We start from the raw sequence: 22,491 nt of genomic DNA on the forward strand, positions 1-22,491 counted from the left end.
AACGTCGCCAGACCTCCACGCTGGCGAATGCCCACGCTGGTATCGCTTGGCGGCAGGATCAATCCCCGCAGCCAGATGCCGGTTGGGCAAGACCGGGTTCGCAGCGCCTGGCCACGATGCCATCCACGTCGCCTGCGCCACAACCGGCGGACTCCAGCACCTCGCGGGTGTGCTCGCCAATGCGCGGTATCGGCATGCGAGGCTGCAGCCGTGCGCCATCCAAGGTGAACGGCAGCAGCGGAACTTCGGTAGTGGTGCCGTCATCGACCTGAAGCTTCGCCAGCCCGCCGCTCTCTTTGAGATGAGGGTCGTCGAAGAGCTCTTCAGGGCGGGTGATCTCAGCAAACGGTACGTTGCCAGCTTCGAAGGCGGCCGTCAGCATTTCGGGACGGAAGGCGCTCAGCGTTTCGGCAAGCGTGGGCAACAGCCAGTCCCTTGCCAATACCCTGTCGTTGTTGGACGCAAGGCGCTGGTCCTCGAGGAGATCGCTCCTGCCGATGATGCGGCAAAGCGTCCGCCACTGGGCGTCGCCCGTCGCGGCAATAAACATCTGATGGCCGCCTGCAAGCTGGAACACGTCGTAAACGGCCCAGGCACTGATCCGTGCGGGCATCGGGGCGGCGGGTTTTCCGGTCACGGCGTATTGCTGCATGTGCTGTGCAGACAGGAGGACGCAGTTCTCGAACAGGCCAGATTGAATCTCCTTGCCTGCTCCGGTGGTGTTGCGTTCGTACAAGGCAGCCAGGACGCCAATGGCGCCGAACATGCCGCCCATGATGTCATTGACCGAGCTGCCGGCGCGCAAGGGACGTCCGACCGGGCCTGTCATGTAGGCCAGCCCCGCCATCATCTGCACAACTTCGTCGAGAGCAAGACGCTTCTCGTATGGCCCGCTGAGAAATCCTTTGTGCGAGACATAGATCAACTTCGGGTTGCGCTTGCGAAGCGTTTCATAGTCCAGACCCAGGTCCTTCATGCGGCCGGGCTTGAAATTTTCAAGAAAGACATCGGCGGTGTCGATCAGCTTCAGCAGGGCTTCCATGTCCTTGCTTTCGCTAACCTCAACCGCGATGCTTTTCTTGTTCCGGTTGAAGGCCCGAAAAAAACCTGCGCCCGCGCCGAGCAACCGGCGAGTGCCGTCACCTTTCGGCGGCTCGACCTTGATGACCTCTGCTCCCAAGTCAGCAAGAATGAGTCCGCATGCCGGACCCATGACCATGTGGGTCATCTCAACGACACGGATTCCGCTTAGCGGCAGACGATGCGCTGCTGGAGTCTTTTCGCTACGCATTGAAGTGCTCCGTATGCGGCAGGGCTTGTGGAAATTGCGCCAGGCTGCACGCTCAAATTCCCTTAGATGATCTGGGATCAGAGCTTGCCTTCATGCCGCGCTTGCAGCAATTGCAGTCCGGCGATGGCTGCCATCGTCTTACGCGATGGCCCGGACGGGTAGAGTTACTGCTGCCACATTACTACGATGAATTGCCTGCAGGGAGAGGGCGCGTCAAATGTGCAAGAAACTTGCTCGCAGCGGAGGAAAGCTGGTCGGCGTGGCGAACGCAAATGACGAACTGCCGTGTCGCCCACGGGTCGGTCAACTTGACCGCGCAGATATCGTAGAGCGGCTGGTACTTCTGTATGGCTTCCGCAGGCAGAATGGCGAGACCAAGATTCAGGTGTATCAGGCGGCACGCCGCATCGAAAGTCGTGACGTTGGCCCGATACCGGATGGTTCGCCTGTGCTCATGGGCAACTCTGCGGGTCAGCGCATGTAGGGCGACGTTGGGTGCGAAGCCAACGTGCTCGTAGCCGAGGGTGTCTGCAAAAGATATCTCGCTCCGATCCGCCAGAGGGTGGCTGCGATGCACGACGACGCAGAAGTGATCCGCGCGGAATGGCATCATTTCGACTTCCCGTTCCGCGACGAAGTCACGACAGATGCCAATGTCGGCGCTACCCTCAGCAATGCCCCTGACGATTTCCGAGCTGGCCCGTTCCTCAAGAACGACGTGAATATTCTCGTGTGTCTGCAGAAAGGAGGCGATTTCCTCAGGCACGAACTCAACGATGGACGAAATATTCGCGAGAACCCGGACCAGGCCTCGGACCCCGGAGGAGAACTCACTCAGATCGGATTGCATTTGCTCAACGCCTAGCATCAGTTGCTTGGCATGGCGCAGAAGGATATCTCCCGCCGGCGTAGGGTTCACGCCACGCGAACTACGGATCAGTAGTTGCGTGCCGAGTCCGCGCTCCATATCGGCCACGCGCTTGCTCACGGCTGCCGTGGCCATGCCCTCTCGCTCGCTGGCACGTGCGATGCTGCCTTCCTCACAGACCGCGATGAAGAGCCGAAGAGAGGCGGGGTCCGGTTGCCACATTATTGGAGAATGCCTAGGGGTCAGGTTAGCGAAAGCCAACGGCCTTAAGGGGGGTGGCTGCTGGCAAAAGGATGTTTGCTGGCACTTTGTCGGCCTCACATGGGCGAGGCTCTTCCGTGGTCCGGCCAGTATATTCGTAATGGGCTAGGGGGAGCGAGCGCGCTGAATGACTTGCCGGCCAGCCTTCGCCTCGAAGGCATCGTTGCAGCACGAGGCAGGAACTGCTCCCCAATGCATCGCTGAACAAATTGCCCTCCCATATTTGGCCATTTGGTCATGCGAAGAACGGTCGGGTTGCGCACTCTTCCCATAGCCTCCTAATCCGCAAATTCTAACAAGGCGAAGGAGTTGGCGACTCCCAGCCGCTTGACCTTGCCGCGAGGAGGTGACACCCAGGCTCGCAATAGCGGCATCGCGGGCGCCGTGCCTGGTCAGAAACCGTAGTCTGGCCTTGGCGCAGTAGTTGATACTCTCCATCATCAGGTGATCTGTGGAAGCCATCGCCCCGGTTGTCGATAACGACGTCGGTGCGAACTGTTTCGACAGGGCGTATTAGCTTGCGCACGTACTTTGCGGGATGGCCTTGCAGGGCAAGGATGCACAGCTCCAGCCGGCCACGTACTCAATCCGCGGGGTAGGGACGATGTCGGCCTTCGGCATGAGGAATGCCGTCGACAAACACGCTGGTGCAGAGCAGGCCGCCGGCGCCGCCGATACTGCCGCAACCGGACACGTTGCACGGCAGCTTATGGTCAGCGTGCGGCGGTATCCGTCTGCTGGCGACGCGCTGACGTTAGAGGAGGAAGCGAAGCAAGTGAGGAGTAGCCGGACCGGCCTAAGATATGTCCGCTGAATGGTTCTCCTAATCCCGTGAACAGGTACTAGCGCTCCAGTCCTCCACCGTAATCCGGTGCAGCAGCCGGTCATGCCCGTCATATCCCCCCGTCGCGGCATGATTCACGCACCGATTATCCCAAACCATAAGCATCCCCTGCGACCACCGATGTCGGTACACGAACTCCGGCTGAGCCTGATGGTCGAACAGCGCCCGGAGGACTGGCGCCGCCTCTTCGTCGCTCATGCCATCGATGCCAATCGTGTAGCCCATGCTGACGAACAAGGCCGTGCGTCCCGTCTCCGGATGCTTGCGCGCAATAGGATGCAGTTGCGTCGCCAGCGCACTGTCCGAATAGCGGATCGCCATCGAGCGCCCCTTGTCCTTCTCACCATAGGCACCCTGCCGCGAATAGCCGCGGCGCGCAGAATGGATGCCTTGCTTGTCAGCCACCAGTGACTTGAGCTCAGTCGGCAATGCGTCCCAGGCGGCGTATTGGTCAGCGAACAGGGTGTCGCCGCCCACCGGTGGAATGACATTGCCGTACAGCACCGTGGCCGCCGGCGGCTGTGCCAGGAAGCTCCAGTCCGAATGCCAGGTCTCGGCAAAGATCGGCGTACGCTCCGCGGCATCGCGCCGGACTTGCGCGACATGAGGATGGCCGGGGATGGCGGTGAAGTAGGGATCGCTCCCCAGCGGGCCGATCGTCGCGGCGAAGCGCTCAATGTCTTCCACGGCGAGCTCCTGGTCCGGGAAGGCAATGACCTTGTGCGCAAGCCAGTGTTGGCGGATCTCAGCGACTTGCGCATCGGTCAGTGCCTGCCTCAGGTCTAGGCCTTTGATGAGCGCACCGCACGGTGCGTCCTGCGGCAAAACTTGCATTGCCATGGCGTCTCCTAGATGTGCGTAAGGGAGCGAGTGGGGCGCACCAGACGAACAGCGGCGCGCTCAGGCTGCCACGCCGACCGGGCGGTCGCCAGCGATGGTTGTGCGATGCAGCTCGCGGTCAAAGCCATCGTAGTCATTCATGGCCAGATGCTGCGTGCAACGGTTGTCCCACACGGCAAGCGCGCCGCGACTCCAGCGGAAGCGACAGGTGAATTCGGGGCGGGCGGCGTGGGCGTAGAGGTATTGCAGCAGCGGTGCACTTTCTTCTTCGGTCATGCCTTCGAAGCGCAGCGTGTAGGTACTGTTGACGTACAGCGCCTTCTTGCCCGTGACGGGATGCACCCGCACCACCGGATGCAGGATCTCGCTGTTGGCGCGGTCATCGGTCCGTACGTCCATTTTGTGAGCGGGGTCGCCATTGTTGACGACAGCACCGCCTGCTCCATAAGAGCGCACGGGGCTGTGTACCGCCCGGAGCTTGTCGAGCACCAGCTTGAGCCCGTCTGAGAGGGCATCGTAGGCTTGGTACATGCTGGCCCAGAGAGTGTCGCCACCGTAAGGCGGAATCACGCGCGCATACAGGGCGGAGCCCAGTGGTGGGACTTCCGCGTAGCTCATGTCCGTATGCCAGGCGCCGCCGAAGTTGCGCCGTGTCTTCTCGGTCTTGCCCTTCATTACCGGCAGGATTTCAGCGTGGCCTTCCAGTGCACGGACAAACGGTACTTCGAGGAGACTGCCGAAGCGGGCGCTGAATGCCTTGTGCTGCTCGGGCGTGAGCTGCTGGTCGCGAAAGAAGATGACCTGATGGTCATGGAGCGCCGAGCGGATCTCAGCAAAGGTCTGATCCGGCACCGGCTTGGACAGGTCTACTCCGGTGATCTCCGCACCGAGGGCGCCCGCGATAGGTTGGACATCGATAAAGCGATATTGCGACATGGCTTGTGTTCTCCTTGCTGATAGACGGTTCGCGGCTGCGAGGATTACTGGACAGTGATATGGGCGCTACGCACCAGCGCGCGCCACTTCTGCGTTTCCGCGTCGATAAAGACACCGAACGCCTCCGGCCCGGCACCGGAGATGACGCCGCCCATTTCATCGATCTTCTTGCGGACGTCGGGCATCTTCAGTACCGCTTCCAGTTCTGCATCCAGCCGGGCGATGACGGGCTTGGGCGTAGCGGCCGGCACCAGCACGCCAAACCAGCCAGCAATCTCATAGCCGCGCAGGCCGGCTTCCGCCATGGTGGGCACATCAGGCAGCAGCGGCGAACGCTGGGCCCCGGTGATGGCCAGCGCGCGCAGCTTGCCGGACTTCACCAGCTGCAGCGCCGACGGCATGTTGTCGAACATCACCGGAACATGGCCCGCCACGGTGTCGTTCAGCCCCGGCGCGCTGCCTTTGTAAGGAACGTGGGTCATGCGCACGCCGGCGGTGCTGGCAAACAGCTCGCCCGCCAGGTGCAGCGAGGTGCCGGCGCCCGGCGTTGCATAGGTCAGCGGCGTAGCCTGGCGCTTGCCGTACTGGATCAGGTCCTTCACGGATTGCACCGGCAGTGCCGTATTCACGACCAGCAGGTTGGGCACCGCCATCAGCATGGTCACCGGCGCAAGATCCTTGCCCGGCTTGTACGGCAGGTCGGGATAGAGCGAGGGATTGATGGCGATGGGGCCGATATTACCCATCACGATGGTGTAGCCATCGGCCGGCTGCTTGGTCACGTAGTCAGTGCCGACATTGCCGCCGGCGCCTGCCTTGTTCTCCACCACCACGGGTTGCCCGAGCCGTTCCCCCAACTTCTGGCCGACGATGCGCGCAAGCATGTCGGTGGATCCACCGGGCGGGTAAGGGACCACCCATTTGATCGGCTTGCTCGGCCAGGCATCGCTGGCCCAGGCGGCAGACCCGGGCATGATTGCAGCCGCGCAGGCCAGCGCGGCACTGAAAATGGGGCGCTTCATGTTGTCTCCTGTGGTGGAGCAGCGAGAATGCTTGCCGCCCACGCTTTCTTGGTTTATATTGTTCACCTAGTGAACGTATATTACACGTAGTGAACGAATGAAGAGTAATAGATCCATCCTCAGGTGTCTAGCCATCCTGCAAGCCTTCCGCCAGAACGGCCGTCCGACCCTGGCCGAGCTGTCACGTGCGGTGGACTTGCCCCACCCCACGGTGCTGCGATTCCTGCTGACGCTGGAGGAAGAGGGCTACGTAGCGCGCGAGGCCGGCCAGTGGCGCCTGACCACGCGCGTGTTCGAGATCGGATTTGCCGCGATGGAAAGCCTGGGTGTGACCGAGGCGGTGCAGGAGCACCTGCAGCAGCTGGCCGACGCGTATTCCGGCACGGCGAACCTGGGAGAGATCAACCCCGAAGGCGTCATCATCGTCGGACGCGCCATGGCCTCCGCCGAACGGCGCCGGCTGGTGGTCATGAACCTGCGGGTAGGCAGCGTGCTGCCGCACGGCAGCGCCCTGGCCATGGCGCTTTCGCTCCCGGTTGGCGAATGGAGCGAGCTGGAATATCCGGAAAGCAATCAGATGTCGATTGCCGTGCCGCTGCCTGCGGTGGGGTCCAGGCAGCTGTCGCTTGGGATCTCTACGTCAATGGGCGAGGCTACGCCTGCGCGGATCCGGGAGGAGATGGTGCCGGCGCTGCAGCGCGCTGCGGGGAATGTTAGCCGGATGATTGGGTTGGCGCCGGCTTGAGGGGGGTGTGTTCGCCGCTGAGAACGGCTTTCCTGCCGTTAGCATGAGGCCCTGATCAGGCGAGAGCCTCACCGATAGCCGGCACCAGCCGGGTCTTGTAGCATTTGTCGGTCACCTCCAGCTACCAGCGCTCGGATCCCTGCGGCGCTTTCCAAAGGTCGTTTCGCAAATTGGGGGTGATCGGCCCCCTGAGTGTGGCGCGCGCCGGCGGCAGTTGATGGTAAGTGGTTTGCCGGCCAGATAAGCGATGGGCTGGCTCCCCGCCCTAGGCAACCAGGGACAACGACGCTGCAGACCATTCGGAACGGCGCGATTCTTGACGGGAGCAGGGCCTCTGAGGCGCATGTCACAAACGGGAAGCTGAAAAGCCCTCCTCATGGCGCTTGTCCTGGCACCCAGCCGCGCAGAGCCAGCTTGCACACGTATTGATAGGAGCGAGCCTTATGCTCGCAAAAGTGAGCGTAAGCACCGCCGATGCTTGGAAGCAGAGGCAAACAGGCGACCGAGAGAATTCACACTTACATCCGTCCGCCGCCCGCCCGCCTGGCTGCCCGACCGCGAAGCGGTCTGAATCCACACATAATGAAAATCCTCCTTCTCATGTTCGCCTGGCCTGGACTGGAATCTCGCCGTACTCGAGATAGCGCCACAGGCCAATAGCCAATCGCCGTGCCAGTGCCACAATACCGATGCGCCGCATGCGCTTGCCACCTGGCGCAAAGCGCTCATTGAACCATTGGGTGAGCTGACTTGCAGGCTGGTAGCGTAACCAGCTCCACGCCAGTTCAATCATCAGCCAGCGGGCTCGTTTGTTGCCAGCCTTGCTGATGCCTTGCTCGACCTGGCTTTCGCCGCTGCTGTAGGGCGTTGGCGCCAAGCCCAGCGAGCTGGCGACTTCGCGCCGGTTGTGAAATTTCCGCCAGCCAAAGGCGGCGTAGCCCGGGCATCCGAGTAACCCGCGAAGATACTACGCAAGGAATGTCATCCGATTTGCGACCATAGGTAGCGGCAGGCTCGTTGGACGGACCTCTGTAATGCGGTAGCCAACCCGCGAATATCAGTGTGATCCACCGTCGAGAATTACTGCTACGTCGCCCTCAGGAAATTCAGATCAAATGCACTGACCAGAAACCGAACCAATCCGATTGACAACGGAAGTCATATCAGTATCTAATCAACCGGTATCTGGATTATCTAGAAATAGAAATCGTTCTCATGATAAGCCTCTGAGATGACCAGAGCGTTCCGCTTCCGCCGATGGAGCGACTTGCATCGCTGCCAGCGAAAGTCCGTTAGCTTGGCTGGAGCCGACGTTCGATTGGCCGAGTGATCGCGTGGACCAACTACGCTTCATGGCCGAAACCGGAAATCCATCAGGTCGCCGACGCCGCTGTCGCGTCGAACTTCCGCTCCCGACCCATTGCGATCAGGTGAACTTTCGGATCAGGTGGTGCAGGCGATCGCAAGCGGCTGGAATCTGCTGTTCAATCGCTGTCGCCACCCCGAGTAGCAGCCCCGATCGCTGCGTAGATGTGGAACAGTACCAGCCCGACAACGCCGCGGGCGCGAGCCCATAGGCGTAGGCTTCCCGCGCGATCGTCTTGTCGTCGACGTCGTCGGGGAGCCGCACCACCATAGCCAGTCCAGCCGGATAGGCCTCGAATTCCCGGGACTCGAGGCCTGCCAGCAGCGCTTGGCTTCGGGCCGCATAGATGCGCTTCATGCGCCGCAAGTGCCGCATGTAATGGCCGTCTCGCATGAACTCTGCCGTCGCCATCTGCACGGCCGGCGTGACGTGGTGGGTCACACGCCGCGCCCATCGCTACGCCCCACCTGATGCGGGTGGTACGAAATCGCCTGCTTGGCTGCTTTACTTGGACAGGTAGGGATGGGTGGGTTGAGATTCGCACAGGCCATGTTATCCAGCCAGGACGTCGTGCGTGTCCTGACAAGTTACTCACGTGGAGAACAGATGGGAGCACTTAGCGGAATTCGCGTATTGGAGTCTAGGTTCTTCTTGACAGAATCGAATATCGCCCTAAAAATGAACAATGAGTCATCGATCATAAAAATTTTTCGAGCTCGCCTGATGGTAGGTGGGAGAGGTGGGCTGATCTGCCAGCCTTAGAGTAGGCATACTTTGCCAATAAATGAATAATGACTCAGCAATCATTAAGATTGCGAGAACAAGTTGAATTGACCTCGGAGGAAGACCATGAACGAGTCGCTACAGCATTCACTTGGAGCCAGGCGCAGGCGGGCGCTGCACTGCCTTGCGGCGCTGTTTCTTGGCGCCAGTGGCACTTTCGCGTGGGGGCCTGCCCAGGGGGGAGAGTTTCCGGATCGCCCGATACAGTTCATCGTCCCTTGGCCGAGCGGCGCGGACGCCGTACTGCGCGCGCTGGCCGACACTGCCAGCCGATATCTCGGTCAGTCCATCGTTGTCATCAACAAGCCGGGCGTCAGCGGCACGCTGGGCCCGGCGGCCATGGCGAAAACGGCGAAGAACGACGGGTACACGATCGCACAGGTCCCGCTGTCCGTCTTCCGTATCCCGCATCTCCAGGCCACGAACTACGATCCGCTAACGGACTTCACTTACATCATCGGATTGTCGGGCTACACGTCGGGTGTGGTGGTACGCGCCGACTCACCGTGGAAGACATGGGCTGAGTTCATCGACTACGCGAAGAAGAACCCGGGCAAGGTGAGCTATGCAACGCCCGGTGTCAACACGACGATCGACATCACCATGAAGCAGATTGCCAGGAAGGAGGGGATCCGCTGGACCGGCGCGCCGTTCAAGGGGGCGGGCGATGCGACCGCGGCATTGTTGGGCGGCCATCTCACGGCGCTGGCCGGCACGACGTCCTGGGCGCCGATGGTCGACAGCGGAAAGTTCAGGCTGCTCGTTACCTGGGGCGAAAAGCGTACCGAGCGCTGGCCCAATGTTCCGACTCTCAAGGAACTCGGCTACGGCATCGTCGCAAATTCCCCATACGGAATCGCCGGCCCGAAAGGCATGAACGACAAGGTCGTCAAGGCTTTGCACGACGCTTTCAAGAAGGCGCTTGAAGACCCAGTCATGAAAAAGACGCTCCAGCAGTATGACGAGGAGCCCTTTTACCTCAGCACCGAGGCTTACAGGAAGTACGCAAATACCACCTTCCACCAGCAGAAGCGGATCGTCGAGGAATTGCATCTCGCGCAACCGTGACCGGATTGATGTAACGAGGAGACGTTCAGATGGATTTTCGAAGAGACCCAAATCGCGATGCCTTTCGGGAGGAGGTGAGGGCATTCCTGCGTGAGCGCCTGCCTGCGGCGCTGGTGGGGCGCAAGAACGGTGTGCGCTCAGAGCGTGCGGAACTGGTGCAATGGCAGCGCATCCTCAACGCTCACGGCTGGGGTGCGCCTTACTGGTCCAGCGAGCATGGGGGCACCGGCTGGACGGTGCAACAGCGCTTGGTGTTTGACGAGGAGTGTGCCGCGGCCGGTGCGCCAAGCCAGGACAATTTTGCGCAGAAGTTGGTGGGACCGGTGCTGAATCACTTTGCCACGCCCAGGCAAAAGGCGGAACACCTGCCGCCGATCTTCAGCGGCGAGCGCCTGTGGTGCCAGGGGTTCTCGGAGCCGGGTTCCGGCTCGGACCTGGCCTCGCTGCGCACCCAGGCCGTGCGCGACGGCGGCCACTATCTCGTGAACGGCCAGAAGATCTGGACCAGCTACGCGCACCAGGCGGACTGGATCTTCTTGCTGGTCCGGACCGATCCTTCGGTGAAGAAGCAGGCCGGGATCAGTTTCCTGCTCGTGGACATGAAGACGCCGGGCATCACGGTGCGGCCCATCATCAGCATCGACGGGCGGCATCACCTGAACGAGACCTTCTTCGACAATGTACGCGTGCCGATGAGCAACCTGGTGGGGGCCGAAGGGGAGGGCTGGAAGCTCACCAAGTTCCTCCTCAACAACGAGCATGCCTCAGCAGCCGATCTGCCGACGCTCCTGCGCATGCTGAACGGGCTCAAGAGCCTGGCACGCCGGGCGCCCGCCGGCACCGGATCCCTGCTCGAGCGGCACGAATTTGCGCTGCGCCTGGCGCGCCTGGAGGCGGAGGTGCGGGCGATCTCGGTGCTGGTGCAGCGGGTTGCCGCAATGGAAGCGGACCATAGCCCCGCCGCGCATGCGATGGGATCGATTCTGAAACTCCGTGGCACTGAATTGCAGCAGAAGCTGAGCGAGTTCCTGGTCGAGTCCCTCGGCGACCACGGCGCGGTTGCCTGCCCCGCGGCTGACGGACACTTTGGGGCGGAGCGGGAAACTTCAAGACAAGACCCGCTCGGCGACATCGCCAGCGAGATGTTCTACCGCCGGGCTGCGACCATCTATGGCGGCAGCAGCGAGATTCAACGCGGGATCATCGCCAAGATGATGTTCCAATTTTGATGCGGGCTTCCTGATCATGCACTTCAATTTGAACTCGGAACAGCGCTTGCTGCAGGACAGCGTGCGTCGCTTCATCGACAAGGACTACGGCTTCGAGCAGCGCACGGGGCAACTGCGCAGGGGCCGGGATGGTAGCACTGAACACTGGCATGTCTTTGCCGACAACGGCTGGCTCGCGGCGGCCTTGCCTGAAGAGCATGGCGGCCTCGGCGGCAGCGTGCTGGACACGGTCCTGATCACGCAGCAGTTCGGTCGCGGCTTGGTGATCGAACCCTATCTGGGCTGCGCCGTGCTCGCCGCGCAGACGCTGACGGCCGTCGCGACCGCGGCCCAGAAGGATCGCCTGCTGCCAGGATTGGCCGCCGGCTCCCGCTGCCTGGCGCTCGCCTATAGCGAGAGCGCATCGCGTGGTGATCCCGCCGTGGTGACGCTGACGGCCAAGCCGAACGCAGACGGCTATTTGCTGCAGGGTAGCAAGACGCTGGTGCTGGGCGCCTTGGGCGCGGACGGCATTATCGTTTCCGCAAGAATCGCCGACACAACCGGCAAGGCGGACGAGCGCATCACGCTATTCCTGGTGGACGCCGGCGCGCCTGGCCTGTCGATCAGGCCTTTGCCGCTGCACGACGGTAGTTGGGCCGGCGAACTCATGTTCGACCACGTGCAGGTGGGGGCAGAGGAGTTGCTGGGTGAAGCCGGCGCCGGCTTGCCGGCCTTGCAGCTTGGCCTTGCGCATGGGGTCGCCGCGCTCAGCGCGGAACTGGTGGGCGGCATGGAGAAAGCCATCGAGATTACCGCGGATTATCTGAAGCTCCGCAAGCAGTTCGGCGTGGCTATCGGCAGCTTTCAGGCACTGCAGCATCGCATGGCCGACATGGTGGCGGAGATGGAACTCGCCCGCTCGATGCTGTACGGACTGCTTGATTCGATCGAGAACGACGATCTGGTGGCGCGGCAGCACACCGTGTCGCAGGCCAAGGCCTTGATTGGACGTGGTGCAAGGTTCGTGTGCGGGCAGGCGATTCAGTTGCATGGAGGGATTGGCATGACCGAGGAATTTGCCGTCGGCCACTTCTTCAAGCACGCCATCGTGGCCGATTTGCTGTTCGGCAACAGCGATCAGCATGAGGCTGCCTGCGCGGCTGGGGTGCAGCGTTCCTTGAGGCCGGTTGGCTAACTGCCGCAATGCCACCGGTTGCTTCGACCCTTGTGAATGAATGATGGATCAGTAGTCATTTTTTGTGCTGGTGAAACGATAGAGTGAGGAGAAGAGATGAAATTCAGCGAGTATCAAACCATCAAGTTCGCGCGGCGCGGCCGTGTGCTGGAGGTGATCTTGAATCGCCCCGACCAGCTCAATGCCGTCAACTCGGAGCTGCATGAGGAGTTGGCGCAGGTCTTTGTCGACGCCGACCGCGACCCGGATTCGGATGTCCTCGTATTGACAGGCGAGGGCCGCGCGTTTTCCGCCGGCGGCGATATCGAAGGGATGCGCAAGAAGCTCGACGGCCCGAGCACCTTCCACAAGACCGCGCGCGAAGGCAAGCAGATCATCTTTTCCCTGCTCGATTGCGAGAAGCCGATCATCGCCAAGGTAAATGGCCATGCGATGGGACTGGGCGCCACCATCGCGTTGTTCTGCGATGTGATTTTCGCTGCCGATACCGCCAAGATCGCTGATCCGCATGTCCGCGTCGGCCTGGTGGCCGGCGACGGCGGGGCGGTGATCTGGCCGCAGCTGATCGGCTATGCGCGCGCCAAGGAATTTCTGATGACCGGAGATGTGCTCACCGCCACGGAAGCGGCGCGCATAGGCCTGATCAACCATGCGGTACCTGCGGCCGAACTCGATGAGCGGGTCAAGGAGTTTGCCGACAAGCTGGCCTCGGGTCCGACCAAAGCGATCCGCTGGAGCAAAGTGTCCGCGAATATCGGGCTCAAGCAACTGGCGCACTCGATCATGGACACCTCGCTCTCCTACGAGTGGCTGTCGAGCCTGTCGGCCGATCACCGGGAAGCGGTTAACGCCTTCTGCGACAAGCGCAAACCGGTCTTCACCGGCAAGTAATGTCACGGGTGGGCCTTGCCAGCCGGAGGGCCCACCTTACCGACGCAATGCAGGAAGCAGGCATGGGCGTAGAGAACAGGGACTACTCAATGGACTTTCAGGGCAAGACGGTGCTGGTCACGGGCGGAGCCAGCGGCATAGGCGAAGCCATAGCCAGGCTGTTCACGGAGCTGGGCGCCACGGTTTGCGTGGTGGATCTCAACGGGAGCGGCGCGGCGGCGCCAGAACACTATCTGGTGCAGGGGGACGTATCCTCAGAGGCCGATGTGCAACGCGTCGCGGCGGAAGCCTTCAACCGCATGGGCTCGATCGATGTGCTGGTGAACAACGCCGGCATGCTTGGCCCCCGAGAGGCCACGGCGAGCCAGGAGCTTGCGGCATGGCAGCGTGCGATCGATGTGAACCTGACCGGCACTTATCTCATGAGCAGGGCTGTCGGGCCGCGGATGGTGGAGCGTGGCGGCGGCGCCATCATCAATATCGCGTCGATCCTGGGCCTGGGCGGAAGCCCGCGCATCCATGCCTATGGCGCGTCGAAGGCCGGGGTGATCATGCTGACCCGCGCGCTGGCCTGCGAATGGGCCCGGGCAGGCGTGCGCGTAAACTGCGTGGCGCCTGGCTACACGCTCACCCGCGGAATCGACCGCCTGGCAGGTGCTGGCAAGTTCGATCCTGCGCCAATAGAGACCCGGACGCCGATGGGCCGGATGGGCAAGCCGATCGAGATTGCGCATGCCGTAGCCTATCTCGCTTCCGACTGGGCATCCTATGTGACCGGCGCCACGCTGGCGGTCGACGGCGGATGGACGGCGTTTGGCGCGGCCGGCGAGGCCGCCAGGAACTAGGACCGACTTGCATGTAAACGGCACCCGCGCGCATGGGTGTGTGCCAGCGATGATGATGGAGGCGAGGATGAACGATTGGAGCGGGCGCACCGCTGTCATTACCGGCGCCGGCAGTGGCATTGGCCGGGCTCTTGCGGCGGCCTGCGCCGCACGAGGCATGCGGCTGGTACTTGCCGACTTGCAGCGGCCAGCGCTCGAAGAGACGGCCGAGCTGGCGGGGCAGGCCGATGCCTTGCTATGCATCACGGATGTTTCCGATGCCCAGGCGGTGGAAGTATTGGCGCAGCGTACCTTTGAGGCAACCGGCGATGCGGCACTGTTGTTCAACAATGCCGGCGTCCTGGCAAGCGGACCCGCCTGGAAGCTTTCCCCACAGGACTGGACCTGGATTCTGGGCGTCAATCTGATGGGCGTCGTCCACGGGATTCGCTCGTTCGTGCCGAGAATGCGGGAGCAGGGACGTGCGGCGCGGGTGGTGAACACCGCTTCCGGGGCGGGACTGACAGCCGTACCTGGCGGGGGCGCCTATTGCGCCAGCAAGCATGCGGTGGTGGCCCTGTCTGAGTGCCTTTACCACGATCTGCGCATGCAGGCATGTCCCATCGGCGTATCGGTCGTATGTCCGTCCTACGTGAATACCGGCATTGCCGCGTCGGAACAATACCGGCCCGCGGCGTTGCATAACGACATACCCCTCAAGGGCCCGAGCGAGGACAGGCTGGATCGTACGTTCCGGCGCGCGAAGCTGGGTGCCAATGAGGTCGCCCAGATCGTCCTGCAGGGGATTGACGACGATGCGTTCTATATTCTCCCCCACCCGGAGATCATGGGGCGCGTCCAGGCCCGCTTTGGACAGATCGAATGCGGAGGGCCGCCGCAGGACATTGCCTAGGAAGGGCGGCGCCAGACGATTCCCGGGTCGGGCCAATTGCAGCGGCGCCAATTCGCCCCCGACGGAGTGACGTGGATGGAGAGTTCGAAGTCGCCGATTGTCATCTTGCGGTTTAATAGAGGGTTATGTGCAAACAATGAACCTCACGATGAACAAGAAGCCAGTGGAGTCTGCCGAGCAGCCAGTCGTGCCTCTAAAGGCAGTGGTCAGGCAGCGTAAGCGGCTGAGCAAGGAAGCCCGCTCCGAGGAGGTACGCAAGACCATCTTCGCGGCAGCCGCAGAGGTTGTCGGGGAGCGGGGCTATGCCGATGCGTCGATCAGCCGGATTACCGACGTGGCGGGCATTGCCCAAGGCACGTTCTACCTGTACTTCGAGTCGCGTCAGGCGCTATTCGATGAACTTCTGCCCACCATCGGGCAGGAAATGCTTGAGTACCTGCGCCAGGGTGTCGCTGGGGCCAAGGATGTGTTCGACGTCGAGGAGCGCGCTTTTCGGGCGCTGTTTGAGTACATAGACCGGAGGCCAGGCTTCAGCCGCATCCTGCGCGAAGCCGAATTCGTCGCGCCGGCGGCATATGAGAAGCACTACAAGCGGCTGTGCGAAAGGTACATGGATTCGCTGGAGCGCGGCGTCCAGTCAGGCCAGATCCGTCATTTCAGCCACAACGAGCTGGAGACGGTGGCCAATATGCTGATCGCCGCCCGCGCCTATCTGCTGTACGACGCCCGCCGAAAGATCCGGAATGGCGAGCCGGTGGAGTTGGAGGAGATCATCCAGACCTATATGAAGCTGGTTCGCAAGGGGCTTAGATAAGGGCTTGAGATTGCCCCCCGAAGGCAGGAGACCATGGAGGAGGAGAGGGGAAATGAAAACAGATGTGAGCGGCTGGAGTACGCGCCTGGATGAGGCGATGATTGAGCGCTACACAAAGTCCGGCCATTGGACCGGGGTCACGCTCAAGCATCTTGCACTTGAGCGGGCTCGCTCGGTGCACGATCGCGTGGCCGTTGTGGACGGCGAGGTTGCGCTCAGCTTCGGACAATTGTTCGAGCGGGGTGTCCGGCTGGCGCTGGCGCTTCGCCGCCGCGGTCTGCAGCCCGGCGAGGTGATCAGCTTCCAGCTGCCGAACTGGCACGAGACACTGGTCATCAATCTTGCTGCAGCGATCGGCGGCTTCGTCTGCAACCCGATCGTGCCGATCTACCGGGATGCGGAGGTCGGCTTCATCCTGAAGAACTCGCAAACGCGCGTGCTCTTCATTCCGGAAACGTTCCGAAGCATCAACTACGTAGAAATGGTCGAACGGCTGCGCCCCGGCCTGTGCGAACTCAGGGACGTTGTGCTGGTCAGGGCTGCCCGAGAAGGATATGCCAGCTTCGACAATTGGCTGGCTCAGGAGGACGCGGAGCTCTCCGCCGCGGCATCGAGCTTTCCGGATGTGGATCCCAATGCGGTAAAGCTGCTGCTCTACACGTCCGGGACCACTGGTGCCCCCAAGGGTGTGCTGCACAGCCATAACACCCTGCGTGCCGAGATCGACGCTGTCATCCGCCAGCGCTCGCTGTGCCCGGATGACGTGGTCTTCATGCCTTCGCCGGTAACGCATATCACGGGCTATCTGTACGCGCTTGAACTGCCGTTTGCCGCCAACCTGAAGGTGGTGCTGATGGAGCGATGGAACGTGGTCGACGGGGTCAAGCTCATTGCCCGGCACGGGGTCTCGTTCAGCGTTGGCGCGACTCCTTTTCTGCTGGAACTCGTGAGCGAGGTGGAGCGCCAGGCGCTCAAGCTGCCGCCCCTGCGCCAATACGGCTGCGGTGGTGCTCCGGTGCCGCCGGAAGCCATCGAGCGCGCGCGCTCCGTATTGCCGAACTGCACCACGTTTCGCGGCTATGGCAGCAGCGAGGCGCCCACCGTGTCGTCGGGCGTGGCTCAGGGAGATCCGCCGGAACTGGGTGCGACCACGGATGGCCGCATCCACAATCATGAGGTCAGGATCGTCGATGCCACCAGCGGCATCCCACTGGCGCACGGCCAGATAGGCGAGATCGTCACGCGCGGACCCGAGGTCATGATCGGCTACACCCATCCGGCGCAGACCGATGAGGCGTTCGATGCCGAGGGCTTCTTCCATACCGGTGACCTCGGCTTTGTCGACGATCGCGGCTATCTGACGGTTACTGGCCGCAAGAAGGACTTAATCATACGTGGCGGCGAGAACATCAGTCCCAAGGAAATCGAGGATGTCCTGCATCAGCATCCTGCGATCCAGGAGGCTGCGGTCGTTGCCATGCCACATGCCAGGTTGGGCGAGACACCTTGTGCCTGTGTCGTCGTCCGAGCAGGTGCTTCGCTCGATTTCCATGGCATGGTGGCCTTCCTGGAAGCAGCGAACCTGGCACGGCAGAAATTCCCCGAACAACTCATCATGCTGGACGAACTGCCACACAACGCAGCGGGAAAGGTGCTCAAGCATGTCTTGCGTGCACGTATCGAGAGCGACATCCACGCGGCCGCGGCGTACAGGGCTTTGCCCCGGTAGCCTCATGTTCGCATAGAAATGAATATTGATTCATAAGTCATATAAATTCGGCGGCCGCGCTCACGCCAGAGCGCAACCAACGCGGGAGAATAAGCACAAATGAAGTCACCTCTGGCACCTTTGGTAGATCCGACCAGCGCGGTACCCTATCGCCCCGTGTACTTTCCGGAGCGGCACACGCTGGTGGAATACCGTCCTGACGGCACCTTGATCCTGCGCTCGGCTAGCACGCCGGCCGCCATTGCGCAAAACGGCCTGGTCGACTTCCTGCCACAATGGGCCGAGCGCCGCGGCGGCACTCCGGCCTTCTGCGAACGCAAGGTCCTGGGCGCATGGCGCTCGATATCGTGGGCAGAGCTCTGGCAGCAGGTGCAAGCCGTGGCTGCGGCGCTGCTCGAACTCGGCCTGGGGCAGCAGCGCCCGCTGATGCTGCTCTCGGGCAATTCCATCGAACAGGTCATACTGCTGCTGGCTGCCGAGTATGTCGGCGTGCCGGCCGCGGCGGTGTCGCCAGCTTATTCGACCGTCAGCCGCGATTTTGCCCGCCTGAAGGGCGTCGCCGAATTGGTGCCGCCAGCCGCCGTATTTGTACAGGCCGCCGCGCCTTTCGCGCGCGCCCTTGCGGCGCTGGAGCAACCTGAAGTGCCGGTGATTGCCGTGGATGGCGCCTCCGCCGGTCAAATCGCCTGGGACGATCTCATTGCCACCGAATTGACGCCCGAGCGCCGTGCCGCGCTGGCCGCAGCCCACGCCGCCATCCGGCCGCAGGACATCGTGCGTGTGCTGTTCACCTCGGGGTCAACCGGGAGCCCGAAGGGCGTGGCCACGTCCTACCGCAACCTCAAGGCCGTGGCAGCCTACTTCGTCGACAACTTCGAGGCCCTGCTGGGGCGCCAGCCGGTCTTCCTGGACTGGCTGCCCTGGCACCACGGCCTGGGGGGGATCGTCAACCTGGGCCGCTCGGTGGTGCTCGGCGCCACCCACTATATCGACGACGGCAGGCCCGTGCCCGGTCTGTTCGAGCGCACGGTGCGCAATCTGCGCGAAATCTCGCCCACCGTCTTCTCCAGTGTGCCGTCGGCGCTGGGCATGCTAGCCGACGCGCTGGAGCGCGACCCAGTGCTCGCCCGCAGCCTGTTTGCCGAGCTGATCAACTTCGGCTACGGCGGCGCCAGCCTGCCGCGCGATGTACTGCAGCGTATCCAGCGGGTGGCCGTGCAGACCGTGGGCAAGCGCATCGTGTTCTGCTCCGGCCTGGCGTCGACAGAAACCACCGCCATGGGCGTGTACTGCAGTTGGGCCACCGACGATGTTGGCAATATCGGCGTGCCGATGCCCGGCGCCGAGGTCAAACTGGTCCCGCTCGACGGCGGCGATGGCCGCTACGAGATTCGCATGCGTGGCGAGTTCCTCTTTTCCGGTTACCTCAAGCGCCCGGACCTGACTGCTGTCGCATTCGACGAGGAAGGCTATTTCCGCCTAGGCGACGCGGTGTACTTGGTCGATCCACTCCGTCCAGCGAAGGGCCTGCGCTTTGCCGGGCGCGTGGGCGAGGACTTCAAGCTGGCCAACGGCACCTGGGTGCGCACCGGCGCGGTCCGTCTAGGACTGCTCGACCAGTGCGCCCCTTTGCTCACCGATGCAGTGATCTGCGGCCACGACCATGAGTATCTTGCGGCGCTGGCCTGGCCAAACATGGCGGCCTGTCGGCAGTTGGCGCCGGAGCTGGTCGGACTAGAGGCCGAGGCGCTGGTGGCACACCCGCTCGTGGTGGCCGCGTTGCGCGAGCGCCTGCGCGCCCCGGGCGCAACGGGCGCCAGCCTTAGTGTGCGGCGCCTGCTGCTGATGGCCGACCCGCCCTCAGGCGATGCCAACGAAATTGCCGACAAGGGTTATGTCAACCAGGCCGCTACCCGCGCGCGCCGCGCCCACTTGGTCGAGGAACTCTTTCAGGCCCAACCCGCAGCCCATATTGCCTGCGCGCACTAAGAACTGGCCAAGAGAGCGCTAACGCGTGTCACTACCGCAAACATTATCGGGAGCCCTGGGGGAAATGGGCTCACGGCATACATCGTCCGACGATTGAAGGAAGCACTTCCATGTATCTCAAAGCCATTCTTGCCACCGCCACACTCGCCTGCAGCACGCTGAGCATCGCAGACAACTATCCGAGCCGGCCGATCACTTTCGTGATACCGTCCGCGCCGGGTGGCAGCATAGATTCCTTGACCCGAAGCCTGGCCGAAGACATGAGCAAGCGCATGGGGCAAGCCATCATCGTCGAAAACAAAGCGGGAGCGGCCGGCATGCTTGCGGCGCAAACCGTGGCCAGGGCGAAACCAGACGGATACACGGTGCTCGTGACGCATTCGGCGCCGCTCACCAACGCGCCTTTCCTTTACGCCAAGATGCCCTACGAGGCGCGCCGTGATTTCGCATTGGTGACGCAGCTCTGGGTCGGGCCACATGTCCTGGCAGTGAGCAAGGACGTGCCGGCCAAGAACATTAAGGAGTTCCTCGCATGGGCGGCGCAGAACAAGGGCAAGGTCAGCTATGGCTCCTACGGCATCGGCAGCTTCCCACATCTGGCGGGTGCCTATATGAGCCAGTCCAGGGGGCTGGACATGACCCACATTGCCTACAAGGCTGAAGCGCCGATGGTCCAGGATCTCGTTGGCGGACAAGTGGCGTGGGCCGCCGCGACCCTGGGAACCCTGGCGCCGCACCTGGCAAGTGGGCGCGTGCGGGCGCTAGCGGTGCTCGGCGATCACCGGAACAAGGACCTGCCGAATGTGCCTACCATGGCCGAAGCGGGCCTGGCCGATCCTGAGTACAAGTCGCGTGGCTGGGGCGGGATGCTGGTTCCGGCCGGCACTCCGGCTCCGGTGCTTGCACGGTTGGAAAAGGAGGCGCGTGCGGCCATCCAGTCCTTGCCAATGAAGGCGCGCCTTCAGTTCTTCGCGATGGAGCCGATCGGCAACTCCGCTGCGGAGTTCCGCCGGGATTACGATGCCTCTTTGCCTGTCATCGAGCGCGCGATCAAGATATCGGGGGCGAAGGTCGATTGATATGGCACGCGTTGTGCTCTGTTCCTCAGAGCCGGATGCGTTCGGCATCGGTGAGCGAGCGGGTCCGCCGCACCTATACGTATTGGCTGAAGTGTGCGCGCTTCCCCGAATCCCGGGCGCTGTACCCGCGCGGTGTGTGGGCTCGTGCTTTTCCGCCGTGGCGTCACGCCGAGCCTGGTGCGCAAGGGCAGCATGGGCACGCCACGGGCCGGTCGAGTTGCCATACCGACCAGTCGCAGCGCAGGGCCGCCTGGGGTGATCAAAGTAGAAACCAGCAATGAGACGTCCACTAGGTCGCAGCCCAGCCCATACAATTTCTCGTGCTCGGTGAACGCCATTACCTCTGCTAGGCTCGCCTGCAGCGGAAAACCCGGCCAGCCTTGCGGCTGCCCCGCCCGGCCCGCCATTGAATGGCATTGTGAAGACGCTGGACGAGGCCGTCTGAAACGGAATCCGCCAGATTGTTCGAGATGCTACGCCCGGTCGCGGTTGTTTCGGCGACGGGTCTAGTGTTGCCGTCCCTCGTGTCTGTGGCGATAAGAGGATTCGCAATCGTCCCGATGGTTCTTCCTCAGCACTAGACATCGGCAGACAAAGCTTCAGTAACAGCATTGGTCTCGCCCAACTGGCGGCTTCCGGCTGCACTCCGGCCGCTGGACCAGGCACCACCTCATCGGCAGCTTTTGAGAGTACAGCTGTCATTCATGCCTTCGGGTCGGTCGGCAGATCATCCGCCAAACCCCCCATTCGTGCCTTCCCCGTTGCAGCCGGTTCGCAATGTCCAGTATCGTGCACAGGCGAATTGTGCGTGATCGACCTGTTGCGGCCGTCCGAGAAACCCGAAACCGGACGTTCTTCCCACGATGCGTAAGCCTTAAACAATCAGCTGCTGCCAAGGACGTGTTTCGTCGGCCTGCCCGATTAGTCTCTCTGCTTCGTGAGTTGCTCGCGGATCTCGGATAATTCCTTTTTCCGCTCGGCGGTCGTCTTCGGGTACTGCAATTTCAGCTCACCGAGGGTGTCGAGGATGATCTGCGACACGATCAGCCGTGCGTCCTCCTTGTCGTCGGCGGGTACTACGTACCAGGGCGCGAGTTCCGTGCTAGTCGCGCTCAGACATTTCTCGTACGCCGTCATGTATTTCGTCCAGAATTTTCGCTCCTCGACGTCGGCCATGCTGAATTTCCAGTTCTTATTGGGATCGTCAATGCGCGCGAGAAAGCGCTTACGCTGTTCCTCCTTCGAAAGATGCAGGAAGAACTTCACGACACGCGTGCCGTTACGGTAAAGATGGGCTTCCAAATCAGCGATCGAACGGTAGCGGCCATGCCAGAGGGATTCGCCAGAACCCGACACAAGCGATAGACCCTCGCCGCGAAGGATCTCGGGATGCACGCGAAGGATCAACACCTCCTCATAGTAAGAGCGGTTGAAAATGCCGATGCGGCCGCGTTCCGGCAGGTCGTGGGTGGTGCGCCAGAGGAAATCGTGCTGAAGTTCGTTTGCGCTCGGATGCTTGAAGCTGAACACCTGGCATCCCTGCGGGTTGACGCCCGACATGACGTGTTTGATGACGCCGTCCTTGCCCGCCGCATCCATTGCCTGGAAGATGAGGAGAACAGAGTAGCGGTTGTCCGCATAGAGCAAACTTTGTAGCTTGCTGAGCCTCTCGATGTGCTCGGCTAGCAGAGTACGATACTGGTCCCTCGACCCGTGGAGGGGAGTCACGCGCGTCGGCCATTTCGTAAGCAAAACCGTGTCGCCCTCGCGCACTCGGAAATCGTCGGAATTGAAATTCATGGTCGTTCTCCCAGCGGGACGA

The 22,491-nt window shown here is 62.2% G+C and carries 18 protein-coding genes and 1 pseudogene; 11 read left to right on the forward strand and 8 right to left on the reverse strand.

Annotated features, from left to right (window positions below; translation table 11 throughout):
- Positions 1 to 58: 58 nt before the first annotated feature.
- The 5 genes from CF68_RS24130 to CF68_RS24155 all read right to left on the reverse strand — a co-directional run bounded on the left by CF68_RS24130 (position 59) and on the right by CF68_RS24155 (position 6,062).
- Entirely contained in the window at positions 59 to 1,291 is a 1,233-nt protein-coding gene (locus CF68_RS24130; protein WP_035823681.1) for a CaiB/BaiF CoA-transferase family protein, read from the reverse strand.
- A gap of 181 nt (positions 1,292 to 1,472) precedes the next feature.
- Complete coding sequence (locus CF68_RS24135) at positions 1,473 to 2,381, reverse strand: LysR family transcriptional regulator (RefSeq protein ID WP_035823683.1); 909 nt, start codon at positions 2,379 to 2,381, stop codon at positions 1,473 to 1,475.
- Positions 2,382 to 3,243: 862 nt separating this feature from the next.
- On the reverse strand, positions 3,244 to 4,104 hold the full coding sequence (locus CF68_RS24145) for a TauD/TfdA family dioxygenase (protein ID WP_035823687.1): 861 nt from the start codon (positions 4,102 to 4,104) through the stop codon (positions 3,244 to 3,246).
- Positions 4,105 to 4,164: 60 nt separating this feature from the next.
- Entirely contained in the window at positions 4,165 to 5,040 is an 876-nt protein-coding gene (locus CF68_RS24150) for a TauD/TfdA family dioxygenase (RefSeq protein WP_035823689.1), read from the reverse strand.
- Positions 5,041 to 5,084: 44 nt separating this feature from the next.
- Positions 5,085 to 6,062, reverse strand: coding sequence for a tripartite tricarboxylate transporter substrate binding protein (locus CF68_RS24155; protein WP_035823691.1), 978 nt, complete (start codon positions 6,060 to 6,062; stop codon positions 5,085 to 5,087).
- Positions 6,063 to 6,159: 97 nt separating this feature from the next.
- Between CF68_RS24155 and CF68_RS24160 the strand changes: the two genes are divergently transcribed.
- Positions 6,160 to 6,807 carry an IclR family transcriptional regulator gene (locus CF68_RS24160; RefSeq protein ID WP_035823693.1) on the forward strand — a complete coding sequence of 216 codons (648 nt, stop codon included), beginning with the start codon at positions 6,160 to 6,162 and terminating at the stop codon, positions 6,805 to 6,807.
- A gap of 598 nt (positions 6,808 to 7,405) precedes the next feature.
- On the opposite strand, the pseudogene CF68_RS36460 reads toward CF68_RS24160, so the two are convergent.
- Positions 7,406 to 7,735, reverse strand: a pseudogene (locus CF68_RS36460) (transposase); the annotation flags it as partial.
- 498 nt (positions 7,736 to 8,233) lie between these two features.
- Positions 8,234 to 8,614: a hypothetical protein gene (locus tag CF68_RS24165; RefSeq protein WP_035823695.1), complete on the reverse strand. Its 381-nt coding sequence runs from the start codon at positions 8,612 to 8,614 to the stop codon at positions 8,234 to 8,236.
- 408 nt (positions 8,615 to 9,022) lie between these two features.
- Between CF68_RS24165 and CF68_RS24170 the strand changes: the two genes are divergently transcribed.
- The 10 genes from CF68_RS24170 to CF68_RS24215 all read left to right on the forward strand — a co-directional run bounded on the left by CF68_RS24170 (position 9,023) and on the right by CF68_RS24215 (position 20,669).
- The gene (locus tag CF68_RS24170; protein WP_035823696.1) at positions 9,023 to 10,024 is read left to right on the forward strand and encodes a tripartite tricarboxylate transporter substrate binding protein; all 1,002 of its coding nucleotides are present in this window, start codon (positions 9,023 to 9,025) and stop codon (positions 10,022 to 10,024) included.
- 29 nt (positions 10,025 to 10,053) lie between these two features.
- A complete protein-coding gene (locus CF68_RS24175) occupies positions 10,054 to 11,253 on the forward strand; it encodes an acyl-CoA dehydrogenase (RefSeq protein WP_035823698.1) in 1,200 nt (399 codons plus the stop codon).
- A 16-nt stretch (positions 11,254 to 11,269) separates the two neighbouring features.
- Complete coding sequence (locus CF68_RS24180; RefSeq protein WP_035823701.1) at positions 11,270 to 12,430, forward strand: acyl-CoA dehydrogenase family protein; 1,161 nt, start codon at positions 11,270 to 11,272, stop codon at positions 12,428 to 12,430.
- 96 nt (positions 12,431 to 12,526) lie between these two features.
- Positions 12,527 to 13,321, forward strand: coding sequence for an enoyl-CoA hydratase/isomerase family protein (locus CF68_RS24185; protein ID WP_035823703.1), 795 nt, complete (start codon positions 12,527 to 12,529; stop codon positions 13,319 to 13,321).
- Between the two features lie 62 nt (positions 13,322 to 13,383).
- Complete coding sequence (locus CF68_RS24190; RefSeq protein ID WP_235205873.1) at positions 13,384 to 14,166, forward strand: SDR family NAD(P)-dependent oxidoreductase; 783 nt, start codon at positions 13,384 to 13,386, stop codon at positions 14,164 to 14,166.
- A 67-nt stretch (positions 14,167 to 14,233) separates the two neighbouring features.
- Positions 14,234 to 15,058 carry an SDR family NAD(P)-dependent oxidoreductase gene (locus CF68_RS24195; RefSeq protein WP_035823718.1) on the forward strand — a complete coding sequence of 275 codons (825 nt, stop codon included), beginning with the start codon at positions 14,234 to 14,236 and terminating at the stop codon, positions 15,056 to 15,058.
- 136 nt (positions 15,059 to 15,194) lie between these two features.
- Complete coding sequence (locus CF68_RS24200; RefSeq protein WP_051591662.1) at positions 15,195 to 15,872, forward strand: TetR/AcrR family transcriptional regulator; 678 nt, start codon at positions 15,195 to 15,197, stop codon at positions 15,870 to 15,872.
- Positions 15,873 to 15,924: 52 nt separating this feature from the next.
- Positions 15,925 to 17,601 carry an AMP-binding protein gene (locus CF68_RS24205; protein WP_035823705.1) on the forward strand — a complete coding sequence of 559 codons (1,677 nt, stop codon included), beginning with the start codon at positions 15,925 to 15,927 and terminating at the stop codon, positions 17,599 to 17,601.
- 99 nt (positions 17,602 to 17,700) lie between these two features.
- Positions 17,701 to 19,590, forward strand: coding sequence for a feruloyl-CoA synthase (locus CF68_RS24210; protein ID WP_035823706.1), 1,890 nt, complete (start codon positions 17,701 to 17,703; stop codon positions 19,588 to 19,590).
- Positions 19,591 to 19,700: 110 nt separating this feature from the next.
- The gene (locus tag CF68_RS24215; RefSeq protein WP_035823708.1) at positions 19,701 to 20,669 is read left to right on the forward strand and encodes a tripartite tricarboxylate transporter substrate binding protein; all 969 of its coding nucleotides are present in this window, start codon (positions 19,701 to 19,703) and stop codon (positions 20,667 to 20,669) included.
- Between the two features lie 921 nt (positions 20,670 to 21,590).
- Here CF68_RS24215 and CF68_RS24220 read toward each other — a convergent pair.
- Complete coding sequence (locus CF68_RS24220; RefSeq protein WP_035823710.1) at positions 21,591 to 22,469, reverse strand: ADP-polyphosphate phosphotransferase; 879 nt, start codon at positions 22,467 to 22,469, stop codon at positions 21,591 to 21,593.
- Positions 22,470 to 22,491 lie beyond the last annotated feature (22 nt).

The sequence above is a fragment of the Cupriavidus sp. SK-4 genome (assembly GCF_000611125.1).
Lineage (GTDB): Bacteria > Pseudomonadota > Gammaproteobacteria > Burkholderiales > Burkholderiaceae > Cupriavidus > Cupriavidus necator.